General features: G+C 62.9%; 16 protein-coding genes and 1 tRNA gene. 9 read left to right on the top strand and 8 right to left on the bottom strand.

Translation table 11 applies throughout. The features are described from left to right. Nucleotides 1-68: 68 nt before the first annotated feature. From AC1DB0_RS03365 to dapC, 7 genes are all read right to left on the bottom strand, one after another. A complete protein-coding gene (locus AC1DB0_RS03365; RefSeq protein ID WP_054425057.1) occupies nucleotides 69-995 on the bottom strand; it encodes a FecR family protein in 927 nt (308 codons plus the stop codon). Further along, on the bottom strand, nucleotides 995-1,483 hold the full coding sequence (locus AC1DB0_RS03360) for an RNA polymerase sigma factor (protein WP_476756585.1): 489 nt from the start codon (nucleotides 1,481-1,483) through the stop codon (nucleotides 995-997). Before AC1DB0_RS03360 ends, AC1DB0_RS03365 begins: the two co-directional genes overlap by 1 nt. A 126-nt stretch (nucleotides 1,484-1,609) precedes the next feature. Further along, nucleotides 1,610-3,544, bottom strand: coding sequence for an ABC-F family ATP-binding cassette domain-containing protein (locus AC1DB0_RS03355; protein ID WP_476756586.1), 1,935 nt, complete (start codon nucleotides 3,542-3,544; stop codon nucleotides 1,610-1,612). Next, a complete protein-coding gene (gene prmB / locus AC1DB0_RS03350; protein WP_054425063.1) occupies nucleotides 3,541-4,437 on the bottom strand; it encodes a 50S ribosomal protein L3 N(5)-glutamine methyltransferase in 897 nt (298 codons plus the stop codon). Before prmB ends, AC1DB0_RS03355 begins: the two co-directional genes overlap by 4 nt. 89 nt (nucleotides 4,438-4,526) lie before the next feature. Next, nucleotides 4,527-5,666, bottom strand: a complete 1,140-nt coding sequence (gene dapE, locus AC1DB0_RS03345; RefSeq protein ID WP_476756587.1) for a succinyl-diaminopimelate desuccinylase — start codon at nucleotides 5,664-5,666, stop codon at nucleotides 4,527-4,529. After that, nucleotides 5,667-6,488, bottom strand: coding sequence for a 2,3,4,5-tetrahydropyridine-2,6-dicarboxylate N-succinyltransferase (dapD, locus tag AC1DB0_RS03340; RefSeq protein ID WP_054425067.1), 822 nt, complete (start codon nucleotides 6,486-6,488; stop codon nucleotides 5,667-5,669). It abuts the gene before it with no gap. 24 nt (nucleotides 6,489-6,512) lie between these two features. After that, a complete protein-coding gene (dapC, locus tag AC1DB0_RS03335) occupies nucleotides 6,513-7,709 on the bottom strand; it encodes a succinyldiaminopimelate transaminase (protein ID WP_447982044.1) in 1,197 nt (398 codons plus the stop codon). Nucleotides 7,710-7,756: 47 nt separating this feature from the next. Here dapC and AC1DB0_RS03330 point away from each other — a divergent pair. The 3 genes from AC1DB0_RS03330 (at nucleotide 7,757) to AC1DB0_RS03320 (ending at nucleotide 8,872) form a co-directional block, all read left to right on the top strand. Further along, nucleotides 7,757-7,843, top strand: a tRNA-Leu gene (locus tag AC1DB0_RS03330). A 414-nt stretch (nucleotides 7,844-8,257) separates the two neighbouring features. Further along, nucleotides 8,258-8,461, top strand: a complete 204-nt coding sequence (locus AC1DB0_RS03325) for a cold-shock protein (RefSeq protein WP_175169550.1) — start codon at nucleotides 8,258-8,260, stop codon at nucleotides 8,459-8,461. 165 nt (nucleotides 8,462-8,626) lie between these two features. Next, complete coding sequence (locus tag AC1DB0_RS03320) at nucleotides 8,627-8,872, top strand: hypothetical protein (protein WP_054425071.1); 246 nt, start codon at nucleotides 8,627-8,629, stop codon at nucleotides 8,870-8,872. Between the two features lie 113 nt (nucleotides 8,873-8,985). Here the strand turns inward: AC1DB0_RS03320 and AC1DB0_RS03315 are convergent, their stop codons facing one another. Then, the gene (locus AC1DB0_RS03315) at nucleotides 8,986-9,222 is read right to left on the bottom strand and encodes a toluene tolerance protein (RefSeq protein WP_447578122.1); all 237 of its coding nucleotides are present in this window, start codon (nucleotides 9,220-9,222) and stop codon (nucleotides 8,986-8,988) included. A gap of 455 nt (nucleotides 9,223-9,677) precedes the next feature. Between AC1DB0_RS03315 and AC1DB0_RS03310 the strand changes: the two genes are divergently transcribed. From AC1DB0_RS03310 to AC1DB0_RS03285, 6 genes are all read left to right on the top strand, one after another. After that, nucleotides 9,678-11,135: an MFS transporter gene (locus AC1DB0_RS03310; protein ID WP_346550447.1), complete on the top strand. Its 1,458-nt coding sequence runs from the start codon at nucleotides 9,678-9,680 to the stop codon at nucleotides 11,133-11,135. After that, the gene (locus AC1DB0_RS03305) at nucleotides 11,132-12,673 is read left to right on the top strand and encodes an FGGY family carbohydrate kinase (protein ID WP_476756588.1); all 1,542 of its coding nucleotides are present in this window, start codon (nucleotides 11,132-11,134) and stop codon (nucleotides 12,671-12,673) included. The genes AC1DB0_RS03310 and AC1DB0_RS03305 overlap by 4 nt, the downstream gene beginning before the upstream one ends. Then, nucleotides 12,670-14,349 carry a glycerol-3-phosphate dehydrogenase/oxidase gene (locus AC1DB0_RS03300; RefSeq protein WP_476756589.1) on the top strand — a complete coding sequence of 560 codons (1,680 nt, stop codon included), beginning with the start codon at nucleotides 12,670-12,672 and terminating at the stop codon, nucleotides 14,347-14,349. Before AC1DB0_RS03305 ends, AC1DB0_RS03300 begins: the two co-directional genes overlap by 4 nt. Next, nucleotides 14,346-15,902, top strand: coding sequence for an FAD-binding oxidoreductase (locus AC1DB0_RS03295; RefSeq protein WP_054425081.1), 1,557 nt, complete (start codon nucleotides 14,346-14,348; stop codon nucleotides 15,900-15,902). The genes AC1DB0_RS03300 and AC1DB0_RS03295 overlap by 4 nt, the downstream gene beginning before the upstream one ends. A 2-nt stretch (nucleotides 15,903-15,904) precedes the next feature. After that, nucleotides 15,905-16,489, top strand: coding sequence for a glycerol-3-phosphate responsive antiterminator (locus AC1DB0_RS03290; protein ID WP_175169288.1), 585 nt, complete (start codon nucleotides 15,905-15,907; stop codon nucleotides 16,487-16,489). 130 nt (nucleotides 16,490-16,619) lie between these two features. Then, on the top strand, nucleotides 16,620-17,012 hold the full coding sequence (locus AC1DB0_RS03285) for a VOC family protein (protein ID WP_054425085.1): 393 nt from the start codon (nucleotides 16,620-16,622) through the stop codon (nucleotides 17,010-17,012). Nucleotides 17,013-17,262 lie beyond the last annotated feature (250 nt).

The following is a 17,262-nucleotide window of genomic DNA, read 5'->3' as shown; positions in this document are numbered from 1 at the left end:
TCATCAAATTCGTGATGAACAATTTATATCGATTCTCATTTACCAATTGAGAATCCGCGTGGCGCGTGTCAACGCAAGATCAGCAAACCAGGCAGATCCGTCACCTGCACCGGCGTCTGCGCCAACAACAGCTCAAGCGCGCGGCGGGTGTCCGCCACATTGGCCGTGCCTGATACGCGTTGCGCCCGGGCTGCATCGCCCATCACCACGATGTGCTTGCCGCTGTAGCGCGCTAGCGCCTGTACGGCGGCCGGCAAGGGCACATCGTCAAAGCTCAACAGGCCACGCGTCCAGCCGGGCGATGCGGTGCCGGCTTCGGCGTGGCGTTTCACGCCCGCCTTGGACACCTCGACGGCTTCGCCCGCCGACAGCGTCACGCCCTGATCGTCGGCGCAAGGCAGGCAGCGCACCGCGACCTGATGCGATTGCACGGCGACCCGGGTTTCATCGTCTTGCACGTCAACGGTGAACTGCGTGCCAAGCGCCGTGGCGGAAGCGTCGCGGGTAAGGACGGAGAACGGCGCCATGCCGTCTTGGCGGGGCGTCGGTTCGAACTGCGCGCGGCCCGCCAGCAACCGGACTTGCCGCCGGCCATCGGCGTAGTCCACCGCCAGCGCGCTGTGCGCGTCCAGCACCACGGTTGAACCGTCGGGCAGGGTGACTGGCAAGACGCTGGAGCCGGCCAGATAATCAGCTTGCTGCGCCGGGTTGGTTGACCCGAACCAGCCCGCAAACGCAGCCGTCAGCATCGCCAGCATGGCAGTTGCGCGCAGCTTGCGGGCGGGGCGCTTCGCGAGCTTGCCGCGGTCAATTTCACCCATGCGCCGCCACAGCCGAGACAAGCGGTCATACGCCGCTGCGTGTTGGGCATCCGCTCGATACCAGGCTTCAAACGCCGCGTGCTCCGCATCGTCCAGGTGCTGGCCGCTATGCCGGATAACCCAGCGTGACGCTTCTTCAACCGGGTTGGCGGGGCGCGTGCGGGACGTGGCCATCAGTGGGCCAACGCCACATCGCAGGCCAGCAGGATGCGCATCATGTGCTTTTCGACGGCGCTGATTGATATGCCAAAACGTTCGGCAATCGCGCGATACGTCAGCCCTTCATGGCGATGCAGCACGAAGACGTCCAGGCTGCGCCGGGGCTGGGCGAGCAGGGCCGTTTCCAGGCGGCGCAAGATCTGATGGGCCGAGGCGATGTCGAAGGTGTCGGCCGCAAAGGCCACGGGCTGGGCGGCGGCGTAGTCAGCGGTGGCCGACATTTCGCGTGTGCGGCGGCGGTGCCAGTCAGTGGCAATGTTCGCGGCTACCCGAAATACGTACGCGCGGTCATTGTCCGGGCGGGTGCGGTCGTTGAATTCCGCCAGTTTGATCCAGGTGTCTTGCGCGCAGTCTTGGGCCACATCGCGCGAGCCCGTGCGCATCGAGAGAAAGCCCAGCAGTTCGCGGTAATGGCGGAGAAATACGTCCGTAAGCGTCGACATGTCGCTGGCGTCCGGCGCCAGATGGAGTCAAATTCGCGACGAAGTATAAATGATAATGGTTATTATTAATAGATAGAAAACATCAGCAATGGACGGCGGGCAAACCCGCCCGTCCATCGCCGTGCTTCAGGCTTCGCTCTGGTCAATCTCTTCCAGAGAACCCTGGATTTCAAGCCATTGCTCTTCGAGCTCGTCCATGCGTTTGCCGTGTTCGCCATGCTCGGCCATGACCTTTTGGCGTTCCGCGCGGCGTGCATCGGAATACAAGTCCGCGTCGGCAATGATGGCGTCCAGCGCGTGCAGTTTGGCGCGCAGTTTTTCCATCTCGGTCTCGACCTTGGCCAGCTTCGATTCCAGCGGCTTGCGCAGGGCGGACAGGCGTTGGCGCTGTTCGGCTTCGGCCCGGCGTTGGGCTTTGCGGTCTACGACCGGCTCGCCGCTTTCTGCGCTTTCGCGAGCGGCTTCTGCGCGTTCGCCGGCGTTGCGGGCGGCCAGCCAGTCTCGATAGTCTTCAAGGTCGCCGTCGAATTCGCGCACGGCGCCATCCGCGACAATCCAGAAACTGTCCACGGTGGTGCGCAGCAGGTGCCGGTCGTGCGAGACCAGCAGCATGCTGCCGCCAAAGTCGGCCAACGCGGCGGCCAGGGCCTCACGGGTTTCGACGTCCAAGTGGTTGCTGGGTTCGTCCAGCAGCAGCAGGTTGGGCTTTTGCCAGACGATCAGCGACAGCGCCAGACGTGCCTTTTCGCCGCCCGACATCGGGCCGACTTTGCTGGTGACGGTGTCGCCTGAAAAGCCGAAACCGCCCAGGTAATTGCGCAGCTCTTGCTCGCGCGTTTCGGGCGCCAGCCGCGCCAGGTGGGCAATCGGCGTGCTGTCCACGTCCAGCATGTCCAGCTGGTGCTGATGGAAGTAGCCGATGGCCAGTCCGCGCGAGGCGCGGCGTTCGCCCGCCTGCACAGGAATTTCTTCCGCCAGCGTCTTGATCAGCGTGCTCTTGCCAGCGCCGTTCGCGCCCAGCACACCCACGCGGCTGCCCGCGCGCACCATCAAGGTCACGTCGCGCAGGATGGGAATCGCATTGCCCACCGCATCCGTATAACCGGCCGACAGATGCTCAAGCGTGAGCAGCGGGTCAGGCACCTGATCGGGCGAGGGGATGCGGATATCAATGCCGGCTTCGGCGTGCAGCGGCGCCAGCACCTGCATGCGCGCCAGCGCCTTCACGCGGCTTTGTGCCTGCTTGGCTTTCGAGGCCTTGGCTTTGAAGCGGTCGATGAACCCTTGCAGGCGCGCGGATTCGCGGGTCTGGCGTTCGTAAGCGATATTGGTCTGGCGCAGGCGCTCGGCGCGTTGCGTCAGGAAGTCGCCATAGCCGCCGCGATAGCGCACCAGCTTGGCGTGGTCGAAATGCAGGATGGACTTGGCCACCGCGTCCAGAAACTCGGTGTCGTGGGAGATCAGCATGACGGTGCCTGGATAGGCGCCCAGCCATTTCTCCAGCCACAGCATTGCGTCCAGATCCAAGTGGTTGGTGGGTTCGTCCAGCAGCAGCAATTCCGACGGCGCCATCAGCGCGCTGGCCAACGCCAGACGCATGCGCCAGCCGCCCGAGAAGCTCTCAACGGGCAGCATCCATTCGCTGGGCTTGAAGCCCAGACCGGCCAGCAGTTGCTCGGCGCGCGAGGCCGCGCTCCAGGCGCCGGCTTCGATCAGCGCGGCTTCCACTTCGGCAATCTGCGTGCCTTGGTCGTCCGTCAATTCGGCGCGGCGCGCCTGCAATTCGCGCAGGTGCGTGTCGCCGTCGATGACGAATTCGCGGGCAGGGCGGTCGTCGGCGTCGAGCTCTTGCTTGACGCTGGCAATGCGCCAGCCAGCCGGCAGGTTCACATTGCCGGCGTCCAGGTCCAGCGCGCCCGTCAACAGCGCGAACAGCGAGGACTTGCCCGCGCCGTTCTTGCCGACGATACCTACGCGCTCGCCCGGGTGCACGACGAATTCAGCGCCGTCCAACAACACTTTCGTGCCGCGGCGCAGGGTCAATCCAGTAGCGCGTATCACAGGGTGAGTTGCTCTCGGGTCAGCAGCAGAAGCTGGTCGGACGCTTCTTCCGTATCCAGCCAGACGGGCGACAGCTGCGGGAAGGCGGCTTCGAAGAAGTCGCGCTCGTGGCCGATCTCGAGCACGATCACGCCGTCGGGCGTCAGGTACTGAGGAGCCGCCGCCAGAATGCGCCGCACGAGGTCCATGCCGTCTTCGCCGCCGGCCAGCGCCAGATGCGGTTCGTGGCGGTATTCCTGCGGCAGCACGTCCATGGAACCACTGTTCACATAGGGCGGATTGCAGATGATGACGTCGTACTGGCACGCGGGCAGGCTGTCGAACAGATTGCTTTCGTGCAGGTCCAGGCGGTCTTGCAGGCCGTAGTCGTCCACGTTGCGGCGGGCGACTTCCAGCGCGTCAGCCGACACGTCCACCGCGTCAACATGCGCGTAGGGGAAGGCCATGGCCGACAGGATGGCCAGGCAGCCCGAACCGGTACACATGTCCAGCACGTTTTCCACGGCCGTTGCGTCCTGCACCCAGGGCGACAGCCCTTGGTCCAGCAATTCGGCGATGGGTGAGCGCGGCACGATGACGCGCTTGTCCACGTAAAAGCGGTGACCGCGCAGCCAGGCCTCGTTGGTGAGGTAGGCGGCCGGCACGCGTTCGGTGACGCGGCGTTCCAGCAGATCCAGCACGCGGTCGCGCTCTTCGCGGACGACGCGGGCGTCCAGGAACGGTTCCAGCGTGTCCAGCGGCAGGTGCAGGGCGTGCAGCGTCAGGTAGACCGCCTCGTCCCAGGCGTTGTCGCTGCCGTGTCCCAGCGCCACCTGGGCGCCGTTCAGGCGCGACACCCCGTAGCGGATGAGGTCGCGCAGGGTGTGCAATTCTTGGCGGGCGGATTGATACATAACAGGCCTTTTGTTCCCGGCTCAGCATGCCGGACCGGGAAAAAACACCCCCCTCTGAAAGGGGGGCAGAGCGTCCGCGTAGCGGCGTTTTACTTGGGCAGCAGCAGGTTTTCCAGCGTGCGCCGATAGATGTTCTTCAGGGGTTCCAATGAGGCCACTTCAACGCGTTCGTTGACCTTGTGGATCGTGGCGTTGCCCGGACCGAACTCAATCACTTGCGGACAGATCTTGGCGATGAAGCGGCCATCAGACGTGCCACCGGTGGTGGACAGTTCGGCGGTCACGCCCGTTTCGGCGCGAATCGCCTGCACCAGCGCGTCCGTCAACGAACCGCGCGGGGTCAGGAACGGCTCGCCGCCCAAGTCCCAGTCCAGGTCGTATTCCAGGCCGTGCTTGTCCAGCACCGCATGCACGCGGGCCTTCAGGCTTTCAGGCGTGCTGGCCGTCGAGAAACGGAAGTTGAACAGCGCTACCGCTTCGCCAGGCACCACGTTCGTGGCGCCGGTGCCCGAGTTCAGGTTCGATACCTGGAACGTCGTGGGCGGGAAGTACTCGTTGCCCTGGTCCCATTCAATGCTGACGATCTCGGCCAGCGCCGGCGACAACTGGTGCACCGGGTTGCGCGCCAGGTGCGGGTAGGCCACGTGGCCCTGGATGCCCTTGACCGTCAACTTGCCCGACAACGAGCCGCGGCGGCCATTCTTGCAGGTGTCACCCAGCACGTCGCCCGAGGTCGGCTCGCCGACGATGCAGTAGTCCAGCTGTTCGCCGCGTGCTTTTAGCGCGTCGCAGACGATGGCGGTGCCGTCGATGGACGGGCCTTCTTCGTCGGACGTGATCAGCAGCGCGATCGAACCGTCATGTTGCGGGTGGGCCGCCACGAACTCCTCGGCCGCCACCACGAAGGCGGCGATCGAGCTTTTCATGTCGGCCGCCCCGCGGCCGTACAGCCAGCCGTCGCGTTCAGTGGGCACGAACGGATCGCTTTCCCACTTTTCGCGCGGACCCGGAGGCACCACATCGGTGTGACCGGCGAACACGGTCAGCGGCGCGGCGCTTCCGCGCCGGGCCCACAGATTGGTGACGCCGCCCTGTGCGATGGTCTCGCACGTGAAGCCGATGCGCTCGAGCCGGGCGGCAAGCGCCGCCTGGCAGTCTTCATCCGCCGGCGTGACCGACGGGCGGGCGATCAGGTCCTTGACCAGATCCAGTACGGCTGACGTGCTCATTTACGCCCTCAGCAAATCATTGATGCTGGTCTTGGCGCGCGTTTGCGCGTCAACACGCTTGACGATGACGGCGCAAGCCAGGCTGTGCGAGCCATCGGCCGACGGCAGCGAACCCGGAACAACGACCGAACCCGAGGGCACGCGGCCATAGGTGATCTTGCCGGTGGCGCGATCAAAAATCTTGGTGCTTTGCGACAGGAACACGCCCATGGCCAGCACCGAGTTTTCTTCCACGACCACGCCTTCCACGACTTCCGAACGGGCGCCGATGAAGCAGTTGTCTTCGATGATGGTGGGGTTGGCTTGCAGGGGTTCCAGCACGCCGCCGATGCCCACGCCGCCCGACAGGTGGACGTTCTTGCCGATCTGGGCGCACGAACCGACGGTGGCCCAGGTGTCGACCATCGTGCCTTCATCGACGTAGGCGCCGATGTTCACGTAGGAGGGCATCAGGATGACGTTGCGGCCGATGAAGGCGCCGCGGCGGGCGACGGCCGGCGGAACCACGCGGTAGCCGCCTTGCTTGAAGGCGTTGTCGCCGTATTCCGAGAACTTGAGCGGCACCTTGTCGTAGAACTGCAGCGGGGCCTGGCCCATGATGGCGTTGTCGTTCAGGCGGAACGACAGCAGCACGGCCTTCTTGATCCACTGGTGCACAACCCAGTCGTCGTTGATTTTCTCGGCCACGCGCAAGCGGCCCAGATCCAGGCCGTCGATGGTGTGTTCCACCGCTTCGCGCACTTCGGCGCTGACGTCGACGGGCGACAGGTTGGCCCGGTCGTCCCAGGCTTTTTCGATGGTGGTCTGCAGGTCGAGAGTCATATCGGCTCAGCTTTTAAAGGTTGATCAAACAGAAGTATGTACAAAATGGGCGATGCGTTCGGCTGCCTGTACGCAGTCAGCCAAAGGCGCCACCAACGCAATGCGGATGCGGCCGTGGCCGGGGTTCACGCCATGCGCTTCCCGCGCCAGGAAGCTGCCCGGCAGAACGGTAACACCGGTGCGGCCATAAAGGTCGCGCACAAACGCCGTATCCGAGCCCGGCGTGGCCGCCCATAGGTAAAAAGACGCTTTCGGGCGTGACACATCCAGCACGTTTTCCAGGATGGGCACGACAGCGTCGAACTTTTCACGGTACAGGCGGCGGTTGTCTTTTACGTGCGCCTCGTCCGTCCAGGCGGCGATGCTGGCCGCGGACACCAGCGGGCTCATCGCACTGCCATGATACGTGCGGTACAGCAGGAAGCGCCCAATCAGCGCGGCGTCGCCCGCCACGAAACCCGAGCGCAGGCCCGGCACGTTGGACCGCTTGGACAGGCTGGAGAACGCCACCAGATTGCGGTAGTCGTCCCGGCCCAAGCGGCGCGCGGCTTGCAGGCTGCCCAGCGGCGCATCGCCTTCGTCCAGGTAGATTTCGGAATAGCACTCGTCTGACGCAATCACGAAGCCGTAGCGGTCAGACAGCTTGAAGAGCGTTTCCCATTCGTCCAGCGACATCACGTTGCCCGCCGGGTTGCCCGGCGAGCACACGAACACCAGGCGCGTCTTCTTCCAAACGTCGTCCGGCACCTGATTCCAGTCGCTGGAAAAATTGCGCAGCGGGTCGGCGTTGACGAAGTAGGGCGTGGCGCCCGCCAACAGCGTGGCGCCTTCGTAGATTTGATAGAACGGGTTGGGGCAGATCACCACCGACCCGGCCGACGGGTCAATCACCGTCTGCGTAAAAGCAAACAGCGCTTCACGCGAGCCCAGCGCCGGCAGCACCTGCGTGTCGGCGTCGGGGGCGGGGATGCTGTAGCGGCGCGCCAGCCAGCCGGCAATCGCCTGCCGCAACGCGGGGTCGCCCTTGGTCGACGGGTACACCGACAGCCCGCCCATATGGTCGCGTATCGCTTGCGCAATACGCTCCGGCGCGGCGTGTTTAGGCTCGCCAATCGACAAGTTGATGGGCGTCAGACCGTTCTGTTGCGCCGCGGCGGAAGCCAGCAACGCACGCAATTTTTCGAACGGATAGGGGTGTAAAGCATCGAGGCGCGGATTCATGACGCAAGATTTTAACAAGCAAGCTACAATAGCGGGCTTGACCTTTAGCGAAGGTGGCGAAATTGGTAGACGCACCAGGTTTAGGTCCTGACGCCGTAACAGGTGTAGGGGTTCGAGTCCCCTCCTTCGCACCACTTTTTCCCAATGAGATCAACGGCTTAGATTTTTTGCTCCGTTGATCTGGAATCTGGGAAGTGTTTTGGGGCCGTTCTGGCTCCAGCATGTCACCGTAGTACTTGTCCTTGATGCCCGCTTTTCCCGCCACAGGCCCACGGCCTTGCCTACGGCACCGGGATCAGCGGTCGGCATCCATTTCCCGTAGTCGCCGATGATCATGGCCCCGTTCTTTGGGCCCATTTGTTGCGCATCCGAAGGATGCGGGCATGCAGACGCTTTGCGTAAAGATACTCGGCGGCGGCCGTCTCGCAGCCGCCCGAGAGGCGAGGGCACATGTATCATTTGGAAACGGTTATATCTTTACTGCCCCCAAGCGCCCATAGTCTGCCCGGGAATATTTTTTCCCTGAACATCTAGGACTTACATTGAAGATTGAAACAGGTATCGTGAAGTGGTTTAACAATGACAAGGGCTACGGCTTCATCTCGCCGGAACTTGGTGGTAAAGACCTCTTTGCGCATTACTCGGAAATTCAGGGTGACGGGCACAAATCTCTAGAAGAGAATCAGCGCGTTTCATTCGTTGCCGGCCAAGGACAAAAAGGTCCTCAGGCGACAATGATCAAATCGATTTAAGCGCTGAGCTGCTTGCTGTAAAGCAGGCAGCTTGGTAGCTCGTGTGGGGCCGAATCCTTTGAAACATTGGATTCGGCCCTTTCGTTTTGGGCGGCAGTATCGCTACCTCGCAGCATCCCCGTCCGGTAACATCCGGGCTCGATCAACCGTTTGTGGGGTGTCAGGATGCTGCGCGATCTGGGCTGGTCGTTCTCTAGTGTCTGCGCGCTGATCTGCGGCGCTGCGACCGCCTTCCTGCACTGGTGGGTGGTGATGCACCTGGGCCTTTGGCCGTACATCATCTTTGAATTGATTCCCGGGTTGCCCGGGCTGGCCTTCGGCTTTTATGCCATCCACCAATCGAATAGCAAAATTGCCTGGCTAGGCCTGTTGCTATCGCTATCGCCGCTTGTAACCTGGTTGAGCATCTGACGCTAGGGCGTACGCGCTTCAGGTGGTTATGAATCGTGGTCCAGAGGCCCTTGGCTTTTGGGGTGTACAGCGCCCCAATCACACGCGCCGTATAGGCCTCTGGAAGCCTTCACTCAGTTCTTGACCTTGATGCGGTCGCGGCGCTTCTCGGTTTTGGGCTCGACGTCACGGCCCAGTTCCACGTCCATCAAAATTGCCGCATGGACTTTTGCGCGGCTGGCTTCGATGCGATGCGCGCATGCCCAGCCCCGGTCGGCGGCCACCGACAACTTCTTATCCAGCTCTTGATGGCGGCGACGCTTATTTTCCGTCGACATATTGCTGAGTTCTTGATCGGTGATTAAACGCATGGGTTTCTCCTTGGTGAAACGCGAGGGTTGCGAGACTGAAACGGGCGAGCGCCCGCATGGCGCGCGTGAGTATCACGTCGGGCAACGATGTGTTTTTTTGTTATTCAGTGATTGAGCTGGCTTCGAATATCGAGGCCTGCGCAGGGAAGGCAAGATCAAAGAGCGGGCGTAGTTTGACAGCTTAAATATTTATTGCAAGTCATTGAAAAATAAAGAGAAAAACATATAAAAAATCGCCATTCCATATACTTTTAAGCGGCTTTGGATACTTTTCCAGCGCCGAAAAAAGCCGCGGGAAATAGGGTTTGTCCTGATGCCTGGGTGCCTTGACACCCCCAAGCGCAACCCATAAAGTCACCGCACAGATTTAGATAAAAGACCATCTGTAGGGTGGTCTTTTATTGCGCGCAGTTTGCGTCGACCTCTTACAGAAATAATTCCAAGAGGAGACGACTGTGCAATCATCGACCGTAAAAATACGTGGCATCGACGATGTCATCGCTTTTATTGATTCACGCCCGGGTATTACTGGCCGAGCCGGCCTGATTTGGTGGCTGGCGTTGGGCGGCCTGTTCCTGGACGCCTTCGCAAACTCTGCACTGAGCGCGGGCCTGGGGCCCATGACGCGCGACCTGGGCTTGAAAGCCGGTCAAGTTGCGTTGATGACGTCGTTCGCTGCCTGGGTCGCCATTGCGTTCAACCCCATCGGGGGCTGGATGGCGGATCGGTGGGGCCGCATCCGGCCGTTGATCATCGCGAAGTTCCTGGCCGTCATCGGCGCCCTGCTGGTGATGTTTGCGCCCAGTTTCGAAGTCATCCTGGTGGGCCGCTTCTTTGTCGGCGCGGCGTATGGCATTGACTTCGCGATTGCCATGGCCGTGCTGGCCGAGTTCACGCCGGTGAAGTTCAAGAGCCGGCTGAACACCTGGCAGGGCATGTGGTACACGGCGGTCTGCACGAACCTGCTGCTGGCCTTGCTGTTTTTCTCGTGGGACGTGGGTGATTCGATCTGGCGGTATTCGGTTGCGGCCACGGCCATTTTTGCCGTCGTGATTCTGGTGCTGCAACTGAGCTACATGGTTGAAAGCCCGATCTGGCTGGCGCGCAAAGAGCGCGTGGAGCAAGCGGCGCTGGCCATGACCAAGATCTACGAGCAGCCATTCGCCGCCGCGCCCCTGCATGAGCGCATTCCTGTCACGAACCAGGCCAAGCGCGGTATCGCCAACGTGCTGCTGATCTTTCGCGGCGTCTACCTGCCGCGCACCATTCTTGCCGCCACGGTCCAGATCGGCCAGTCGATCCAGTATTTCGCGGTGGGCTGGTATCTGCCGCTGATCAGCGCGGCGCTGTTCGGCAAGGACTTTGTCTTCGCGACCATTGGCGCGCTGGTGTTCAACGTGTTCGGCATCTTCGGCGGCTTTCTGTCGCCGTACATCGGCCGCAAGCTGGGCCTGCGGCGCGCGTCGGCGTTCGGCTTTGCGGCCGTGTTCCTGATGCTGCTGATTCTGGGTACCTTCCACGGCAAGATGCCGCTGTGGCTGGCCGTTGTGGTGCCGTCGCTGTTCATTCTGTTCCACTCGGGCGGGCCGGGCGCCAATGGCAAGAGCCTGTCGTCGCTGTCGTTTCGCAGCGAGCTGCGCGCGGGCGCCAACGGCATCATCGGCGCGCTGGGTTCCACGGGCGCCGCGATCGGGCTGCTGATTTTTCCGCTGTTCCGCGAAAACTACGGGCTGGAAAAGACCTTCCTCATCCTGTCTGTCGTGCCGCTAGTCGCCAGCATTATTTGCTTCGTGATCAAGTGGGACCCCACCCGCACCCCCATCAACCCGGATAACGAAGCCGATGCGCCGCAGTTCAAAGACGACGCCGTGCTGCCCGCCTTGAACCCCGTCATTGGGAAAGCCTCGCGATGATGAATAAAAAAGTAATTCTGGCCATTGACGAAGGCACGTCCGGCACGCGGGCGGCCACCGTCGCGGCCGATGGCCATGTGTCTTGCCTGCAATACCAGACGCTGCATGTGGAGTCGCCGCGGCCGGGTGTTGTGGAGCAGGACGCCAACGAGATCCTGGATCGAACCATTGACGTTTGCCGCAGCGCTATCGCGCAGGCCCAGGCCGATGGCCAGGAGATCGTTGCGCTGGCACTTGCCACGCAACGCGCCACGGCTGTGTTGTGGGACACGCAGACGGGCCGGGCGCTGGTGCCGGCCATGGTCTGGCAGGACACGCGTTTTGTGGACGAGCTGTCGCAGATGGCGCCTGAGTGGGATGCGCGCCTGCGTGATAGCGTGGGCCGTCCTGTCGGCGTGCGTTCGCTGTACCTGTGGGCTGCGCGTCACTTGCGCGACACGCCGGACGTCGCCCGCGCCTGGGCGGAGAAACGCCTGGCGTTCGGTACGGTTGACACCTGGCTGCTCTGGCATTTTTCGCAACGCCGGGAATGCGTGACCACACCCACCAACGCCACGTCAGCCGGCGCCTATGTGCTGGCCGACCATCGCTACTACCTGGAATGGGTACAGGAGCTGGGCTTTCCGCATGAACTCTTGCCCGTCTTGCGCCAGGATGCCGACGACTTCGGGCGTACCCGCTCGGACGTCCTGGGCATCGATGTCCCGATCCTGGCCTCGGCGGGGGATCAACACGCGGGCGCGATTGGGCTGGGTTGCCTGGACCGCGGGCAGGCGATGTGCGTGCATGGCACCGGCAGCTTCGTGGACCTGATCGTCGGCACCGAACCGCCTGCCCATCCCGGCATGGCGGATGGTTCGCTGACGATGACGGCGCGCCGCCAGAATGGCGCGTCGCACTTTGCCGTCGAGACCTTTGTGGCAACCACGGGTTCCGCGTTGGACTGGGTCTGCGAAAAGCTGAAGTGGTTCAAGGACGCGCACGAGATCAGCGCGTTGGCGCAAACAGTCACGTCGTCGCAAGGCGTCACCTTCGTGCCGGCGTTGACGGGCTTGCGCGTCCCGCGCATGGAGACCGGCGCGCGCGCGTCGCTTACCGGCGTGTCGATGGCCACCACGCAGGCCGAAGTGGCCTACGCCATTCTGGAAGGCATTGCGCATTCGGTCGCCAGCTGCATCGAAGCGGATGAAGAAGCGTCGGGCGTGCGGGTGTCGGAATTGGTGGTGGGCGGCGGCCTGTCGCGCAGCGACCCGCTGCTGCAGATTCAGGCGGACCTGATCGGCATTCCCATTCGCCGCATGCAGGAGGCGGACCGCGCCAGCCTGCGCGGTATCGCCTACCTGGCAGGGTCATCCGGTTTGCTTTGGCCGTCGCTGCAAGACGCCCGCAAAACCATCGTGGCCGACGCCGTATTCCACCCGCTGGCCAATGCATCGGAACGCGCGCACCGCCGCGCCTTGTGGCACGCCCGCGTGGGGTCGGAGCTGGGCCACGTGAAGCAATTCAAGCAGGACAACGAGGAGGCATTGCAGAAATGATCGGTTGGCTATCCAGAAGGCCCAGCAAGGACCGGGCCGACATGACCAGCACCGAACCGTTACGCCTGATACGCCAGGAGCAATTGGACCGGTTGGGCAGTGAGCAATTCGACATCCTTATCATCGGTGGCGGCATCACCGGCGTGTATGCCGCACTGGACGCCAGCCTGCGCGGCTATCGCGTGGCCGTGGTGGAAAAAGACGATTTCGCCTCCGGCACATCATCGAAATCCTCCAAGATGGTGCATGGCGGACTGCGCTATATCGAACAGGGAAACCTGGGTCTGGTGCGCCATTCGCTGCATGAACGCCAGCGGCTGCGGCGCAATGCGCGGCACCTGGTGCAGCGTCTGCCGTTTCTGTTTCCCATCCTGGAACGCGATGGCGTGTTCGACAAGCGTCTGTCCAAGGCCTTTGAAAGCCTGCTATGGACGTATGACGTGGCGGGCGGCTGGCGTGAAGGCATCCTGCATCAGAAGCTGACGGCGGCAGAAGTGCTTTCGCATTGCCCGACGTTCAAGGAAGATGGCCTATTGGGTGGCTTCCTGTATTACGACGCCCGCGTGGACGACGCCCGGCTGACGCTGGCGGTCGCGCGCACGGCGGCCTTTCACGGCGCGACTGTCATCAACCATGCCAAGGCGACAGCCGTCACGCGCGATACGCACGGCAAGGTGGATGGCGCCGTCATCCAGGCTGGCGAACGCGAAATTCGCGCTCGCGCACGCGTGGTCATCATGGCCACGGGCGTCTGGCTGCGCGATTGGACGGGGGCCAAGGCTGGCGAGCAGCCTGCCTTGCATGTGCGCCCGGCCAAAGGGGTGCACGTGGCGGTGCCGTGGATGAAGATCCGCAACGATTGCACCGTGACCATCCCGGTGCCGGGCCGCAGCCGCCGCGCCACCATCACGCGCTGGGGCGACGTGTCGTACCTGGGCACAACGGACGAAGACTACGAAGGCGATCTTGACGACGTGTACTGCACGCGCCGCGAGCTGGACTTCCTGCTGGAAGGCGCGCGCTCCGCGTTGAAGACGGACCTGCAAGCCGAGGACGTCGTGGGCAGCATTGCCGGGTGCCGGCCATTGGTTGCGCCGCCTGGCGGCAAGACGCTGGAGATCAAGCGCAATCACGAAATCCGCGTGGCCGGCGACGGCTTGGTCACGATAGTGGGCGGCAAGCTGACCACATCGCGGCACATGGCTGAACAAACGATCGACGCGGCGCAGCAGGTGCTGGGCCAGCGCAACGCCTGCGTCACCAAGAAGGCGTATCTGTTAGGCGCGGCGGGCTACGACCCGCAGGCCATTGTGGCCTCGGGCGGCATGTCGGCGCATCTGGGTGAACGCTACGGCACCGAGGCGCGCTTCGTCAGCGACTTGATGCAGGCGCAGCCTGCGCTGCTTGCACCCATTGTCGAAGGCTTGCCCTACACCGAAGCCGAGGTGCTTTATGCGGTGCGCCATGAACTGGCCGGCACCGTCGAAGACGTGCTTTCGCGGCGCATGCGGGCGCGCCTGATGGCGCGTGACGCTTCCGCGCGCGCCGCCGAACGCGTCGGACAACTCTTGCAGGCGGAACTCGGTTTGCCGCCTGCCACCATCGCGCAGCAGGTGAACGACTACCTGGCTGCCATCCAGCACGAAAAATCCGTACTCATGGGAGACAAAGAATGATCAGCAAAGAAGCCATCAAGCGCGGCTACAACCGTGGCAACTACGTGGTGGGGGCGCATACGCCGCCGGCCTATGCCGCCACGCTCACGGCCACCGGGACGGAACCCGGGCTGCAACGCAAGCCCGTGCGCGTCACCGATGCGCAGATCGATGCGCTGCGCCATGTGGCCGACGATGTGTTGACGGCAACCGCCGACGTCGTGACGTGGACGCGTGACTGGTGGGCCGGGTCGATGGTGACGGAAACGGGCGGCAAGCCCGCCACGCCGCAAGCGGTGATCGTGACGGTATCGACGGTTGAGCAGGTGCAAGCCGTGATGCGCATTGCGCACGCGGACGCCATTCCCGTCACGGTGTCAGCGGGCCGAAGCAACGTCACGGGCGCGGCCTTGCCCGTGCGCGGCGGCATCGTGCTGGATGTGTGCCAGCTGAACAAACTGATCGGCGTAGACCGCGAAAGCCAGATCGTTGACGTCGAGGCCGGCATGTTCGGTGACGTGTTCGAAGAGACCATCCAGAATGAATACGGCTTGACGATGGGCCACTGGCCGTCGTCGTTTGGCATCAGCACGGTGGGCGGCTGGGCGGCGTGCCGCGGGGCAGGGCAGTTGTCCACGCGCTACGGCAAGATCGAAGACATGGTGTTTGGCATGGACGTGGTGCTGGCGGACGGCAGCCTCATCACCGTGGGCGGGTACTCGCGTGCGGCGGTGGGCGGTGACGTGCAGCAGATGTTCATCGGGTCGGAAGGCACGCTGGGCGTGATCGTGCGCCTGCGTCTGAAGCTGCACCGCTTGCCTGACTACGGCCGCGCCATCGCCTACGGTTTCAAGACCTTCGCCATCGGCCTGGATGCATGCCGCGAAATCATGCAACGCGGCGCCAACCCGGCCGCGCTGCGTTTGTATGACGAATTGGAAAGCGGCGTGCAGTTCAATCGCCCCGATCTGAACGTGCTGCTGGTGGCTGACGAGGGCGCACGCCAGATGGTGGACGCCGTCATGGAAATCAGCGAAGGCGTGTGCGAAGAACTGGGCGAAAAGCTGGATGGCGACGCCATCTTTGAGCGCTGGCTGGAAACGCGCTATCTCACGGGGAAAAGCGCAGAAGGCTTCAAGCGCAGCCCGGGGTTCGTTGCCGACACGCTGGAAATGTCGGGCCGTTGGAGCGACCTGGCGGCCATCTATACCGAGGTGGTGGACGCGGTGAATGCCGTGCCCGGCACGCTGGCCGGATCGGCGCATCAGTCGCACGCCTATGTCGACGGCGCCTGCCTGTATTTTTCTTTGCGCGGCGATGTCGAGGTCGAGCGGCGCGGCCAGTGGTATCGGGCCGCTTGGGATGCGGCCAACGCGGTGCTGATTAAATATAATGCCGCGCTCAGCCATCACCATGGCGTGGGTCTGCTGCGCGCGCCTTACATGCAGGAATCGCTGGGCGGCGCGTTCGACGTGCTGCGCACGGTCAAGCGCGCGCTGGACCCGCAGAACATACTCAACCCTGGCAAGCTGGGCTTGAGCGATCAGCGCTTTTACGATCAGGAAGATCGATAACCATGGATAGGTCATTCGGGGCATGCCTGGCGCGCCATCCGGTCATTGCAACGATGTTCGGGCTTGAGCAGATCAATACCTTTGTGGGCAGCGTGGCCGAAATCGGCATCGTCGCCAACGTGGAATTGCGCAAGCTCGCGCCCGTCATTGCAACGCTGAACCGGGCGGGCAAGTTCGCCATCGTCAACATCGACAGTTGCGAAGGCTTGTCGCAAGACAAGGGCGGCGTGGAGTATCTGGCCGACATTGGCGTGGCGAGCCTGGTATCCACCCGCGTGGCCACGATCCAGCGCGCCAACCGGGCGGGCATGGTCACGATGCAGAAAGTGTTCGTGACCGACCGTTCGACCTGGCCGCGCAGCGTCAAGGCGCTGGAGCAGAGCGACCCCAACCTGGTGCAGCTGATGCCCGCGCCCATGCTCACGCACATGGCTGCGCAAGACCTGAAAGCCTTGCCGCCGATCATCGCGTCGGGCTTCGTGTGCAATCAGACGGATATCGGCATCGCCATGAAGCACGGTGCGGTGGGGGTGTCGACCAGCGATCCGGAGTTGTGGAGCCTGGACCCCCGGCAGCTCAAGGGCTGAAGGGGGCGGGGTTGGCGGGGGCCATCGGTTGAATCAAGATGCTGGATATATAACCAGCATTCTGATTCAATCGTGGCTTGCGGCGGCGGCTACCCCGCGCCGCGCCAACTTCAACTTTCAGGGGATCACCATGAAATTCGGATACACCATCGTTTATGTGCCCGATGTGGCGTCGTCGCTGGCATTCTTCGAACAGGCGTTCGGGTTTTCGACTCGGTTTCTGCACGAGTCCAAGACGTACGGCGAACTCGAAACGGGCGAAACCACCTTGTCGTTCGCCGCGCATGAATTGGCCAGCATGAACTTTCAAACGGGCCACGTCGAAGCGTCGTCGTCGCCCAAGCCGTTGGGCATGGAAGTGGGATTCGTCACCGATGACGTGGCGGCGGCCCACGCAAAGGCCGTGTCCTTGGGTGCGACTGAACTCAGCGCCCCGACGGCCAAGCCCTGGGGGCAAGTGGTGTCTTACCTGCGTTGCCCGGATGGCACGTTGGTGGAATTGTGCACGCCGGTGCACGGCTGATTTCTCGGCATCAATGCATGCCGCGGCGGCCGGCTGAACGCACGGTGCCGCGTGCCGTGAAGCAAGCCTCGGGACAGCACGCGAAGCGGGGTTAATCCCGCTTCGTTCGTTTGCTCGATGCCGCAATCTGTAGAGTTGCCCTATGGTCGATACAGACCAGGCATCGGACTTATCTTAAATACTGTCAAACTTATCAAGCCTTTGAAGCTAGGCCGTTTCCTGCGCGCTACCTTGAACATTTCACTTCTGG

This window comes from Achromobacter sp. 10T422 (genome assembly GCF_056394065.1).
This window is presented reverse-complemented; position numbering and strand designations above follow the sequence as displayed.

Excerpts from the sequence above, each read along its gene's own strand:
- AC1DB0_RS03285 (WP_054425085.1), top strand. The coding sequence starts at position 16,620 with ATGAAATTCGGATACACCATCGTTTATGTGCCCGATGTGGCGTCGTCG.
- prmB (WP_054425063.1), bottom strand. The coding sequence starts at position 4,437 with ATGTATCAATCCGCCCGCCAAGAATTGCACACCCTGCGCGACCTCATC.
- AC1DB0_RS03320 (WP_054425071.1), top strand. The coding sequence starts at position 8,627 with ATGCTGCGCGATCTGGGCTGGTCGTTCTCTAGTGTCTGCGCGCTGATC.
- AC1DB0_RS03315 (WP_447578122.1), bottom strand. The coding sequence starts at position 9,222 with ATGCGTTTAATCACCGATCAAGAACTCAGCAATATGTCGACGGAAAAT.
- AC1DB0_RS03360 (WP_476756585.1), bottom strand. The coding sequence starts at position 1,483 with ATGTCGACGCTTACGGACGTATTTCTCCGCCATTACCGCGAACTGCTG.
- AC1DB0_RS03290 (WP_175169288.1), top strand. The coding sequence starts at position 15,905 with ATGGATAGGTCATTCGGGGCATGCCTGGCGCGCCATCCGGTCATTGCA.
- dapE (WP_476756587.1), bottom strand. The coding sequence starts at position 5,666 with ATGAGCACGTCAGCCGTACTGGATCTGGTCAAGGACCTGATCGCCCGC.
- AC1DB0_RS03365 (WP_054425057.1), bottom strand. The coding sequence starts at position 995 with ATGGCCACGTCCCGCACGCGCCCCGCCAACCCGGTTGAAGAAGCGTCA.
- AC1DB0_RS03305 (WP_476756588.1), top strand. The coding sequence starts at position 11,132 with ATGATGAATAAAAAAGTAATTCTGGCCATTGACGAAGGCACGTCCGGC.
- dapD (WP_054425067.1), bottom strand. The coding sequence starts at position 6,488 with ATGACTCTCGACCTGCAGACCACCATCGAAAAAGCCTGGGACGACCGG.
- dapC (WP_447982044.1), bottom strand. The coding sequence starts at position 7,709 with ATGAATCCGCGCCTCGATGCTTTACACCCCTATCCGTTCGAAAAATTG.
- AC1DB0_RS03300 (WP_476756589.1), top strand. The coding sequence starts at position 12,670 with ATGATCGGTTGGCTATCCAGAAGGCCCAGCAAGGACCGGGCCGACATG.
- AC1DB0_RS03295 (WP_054425081.1), top strand. The coding sequence starts at position 14,346 with ATGATCAGCAAAGAAGCCATCAAGCGCGGCTACAACCGTGGCAACTAC.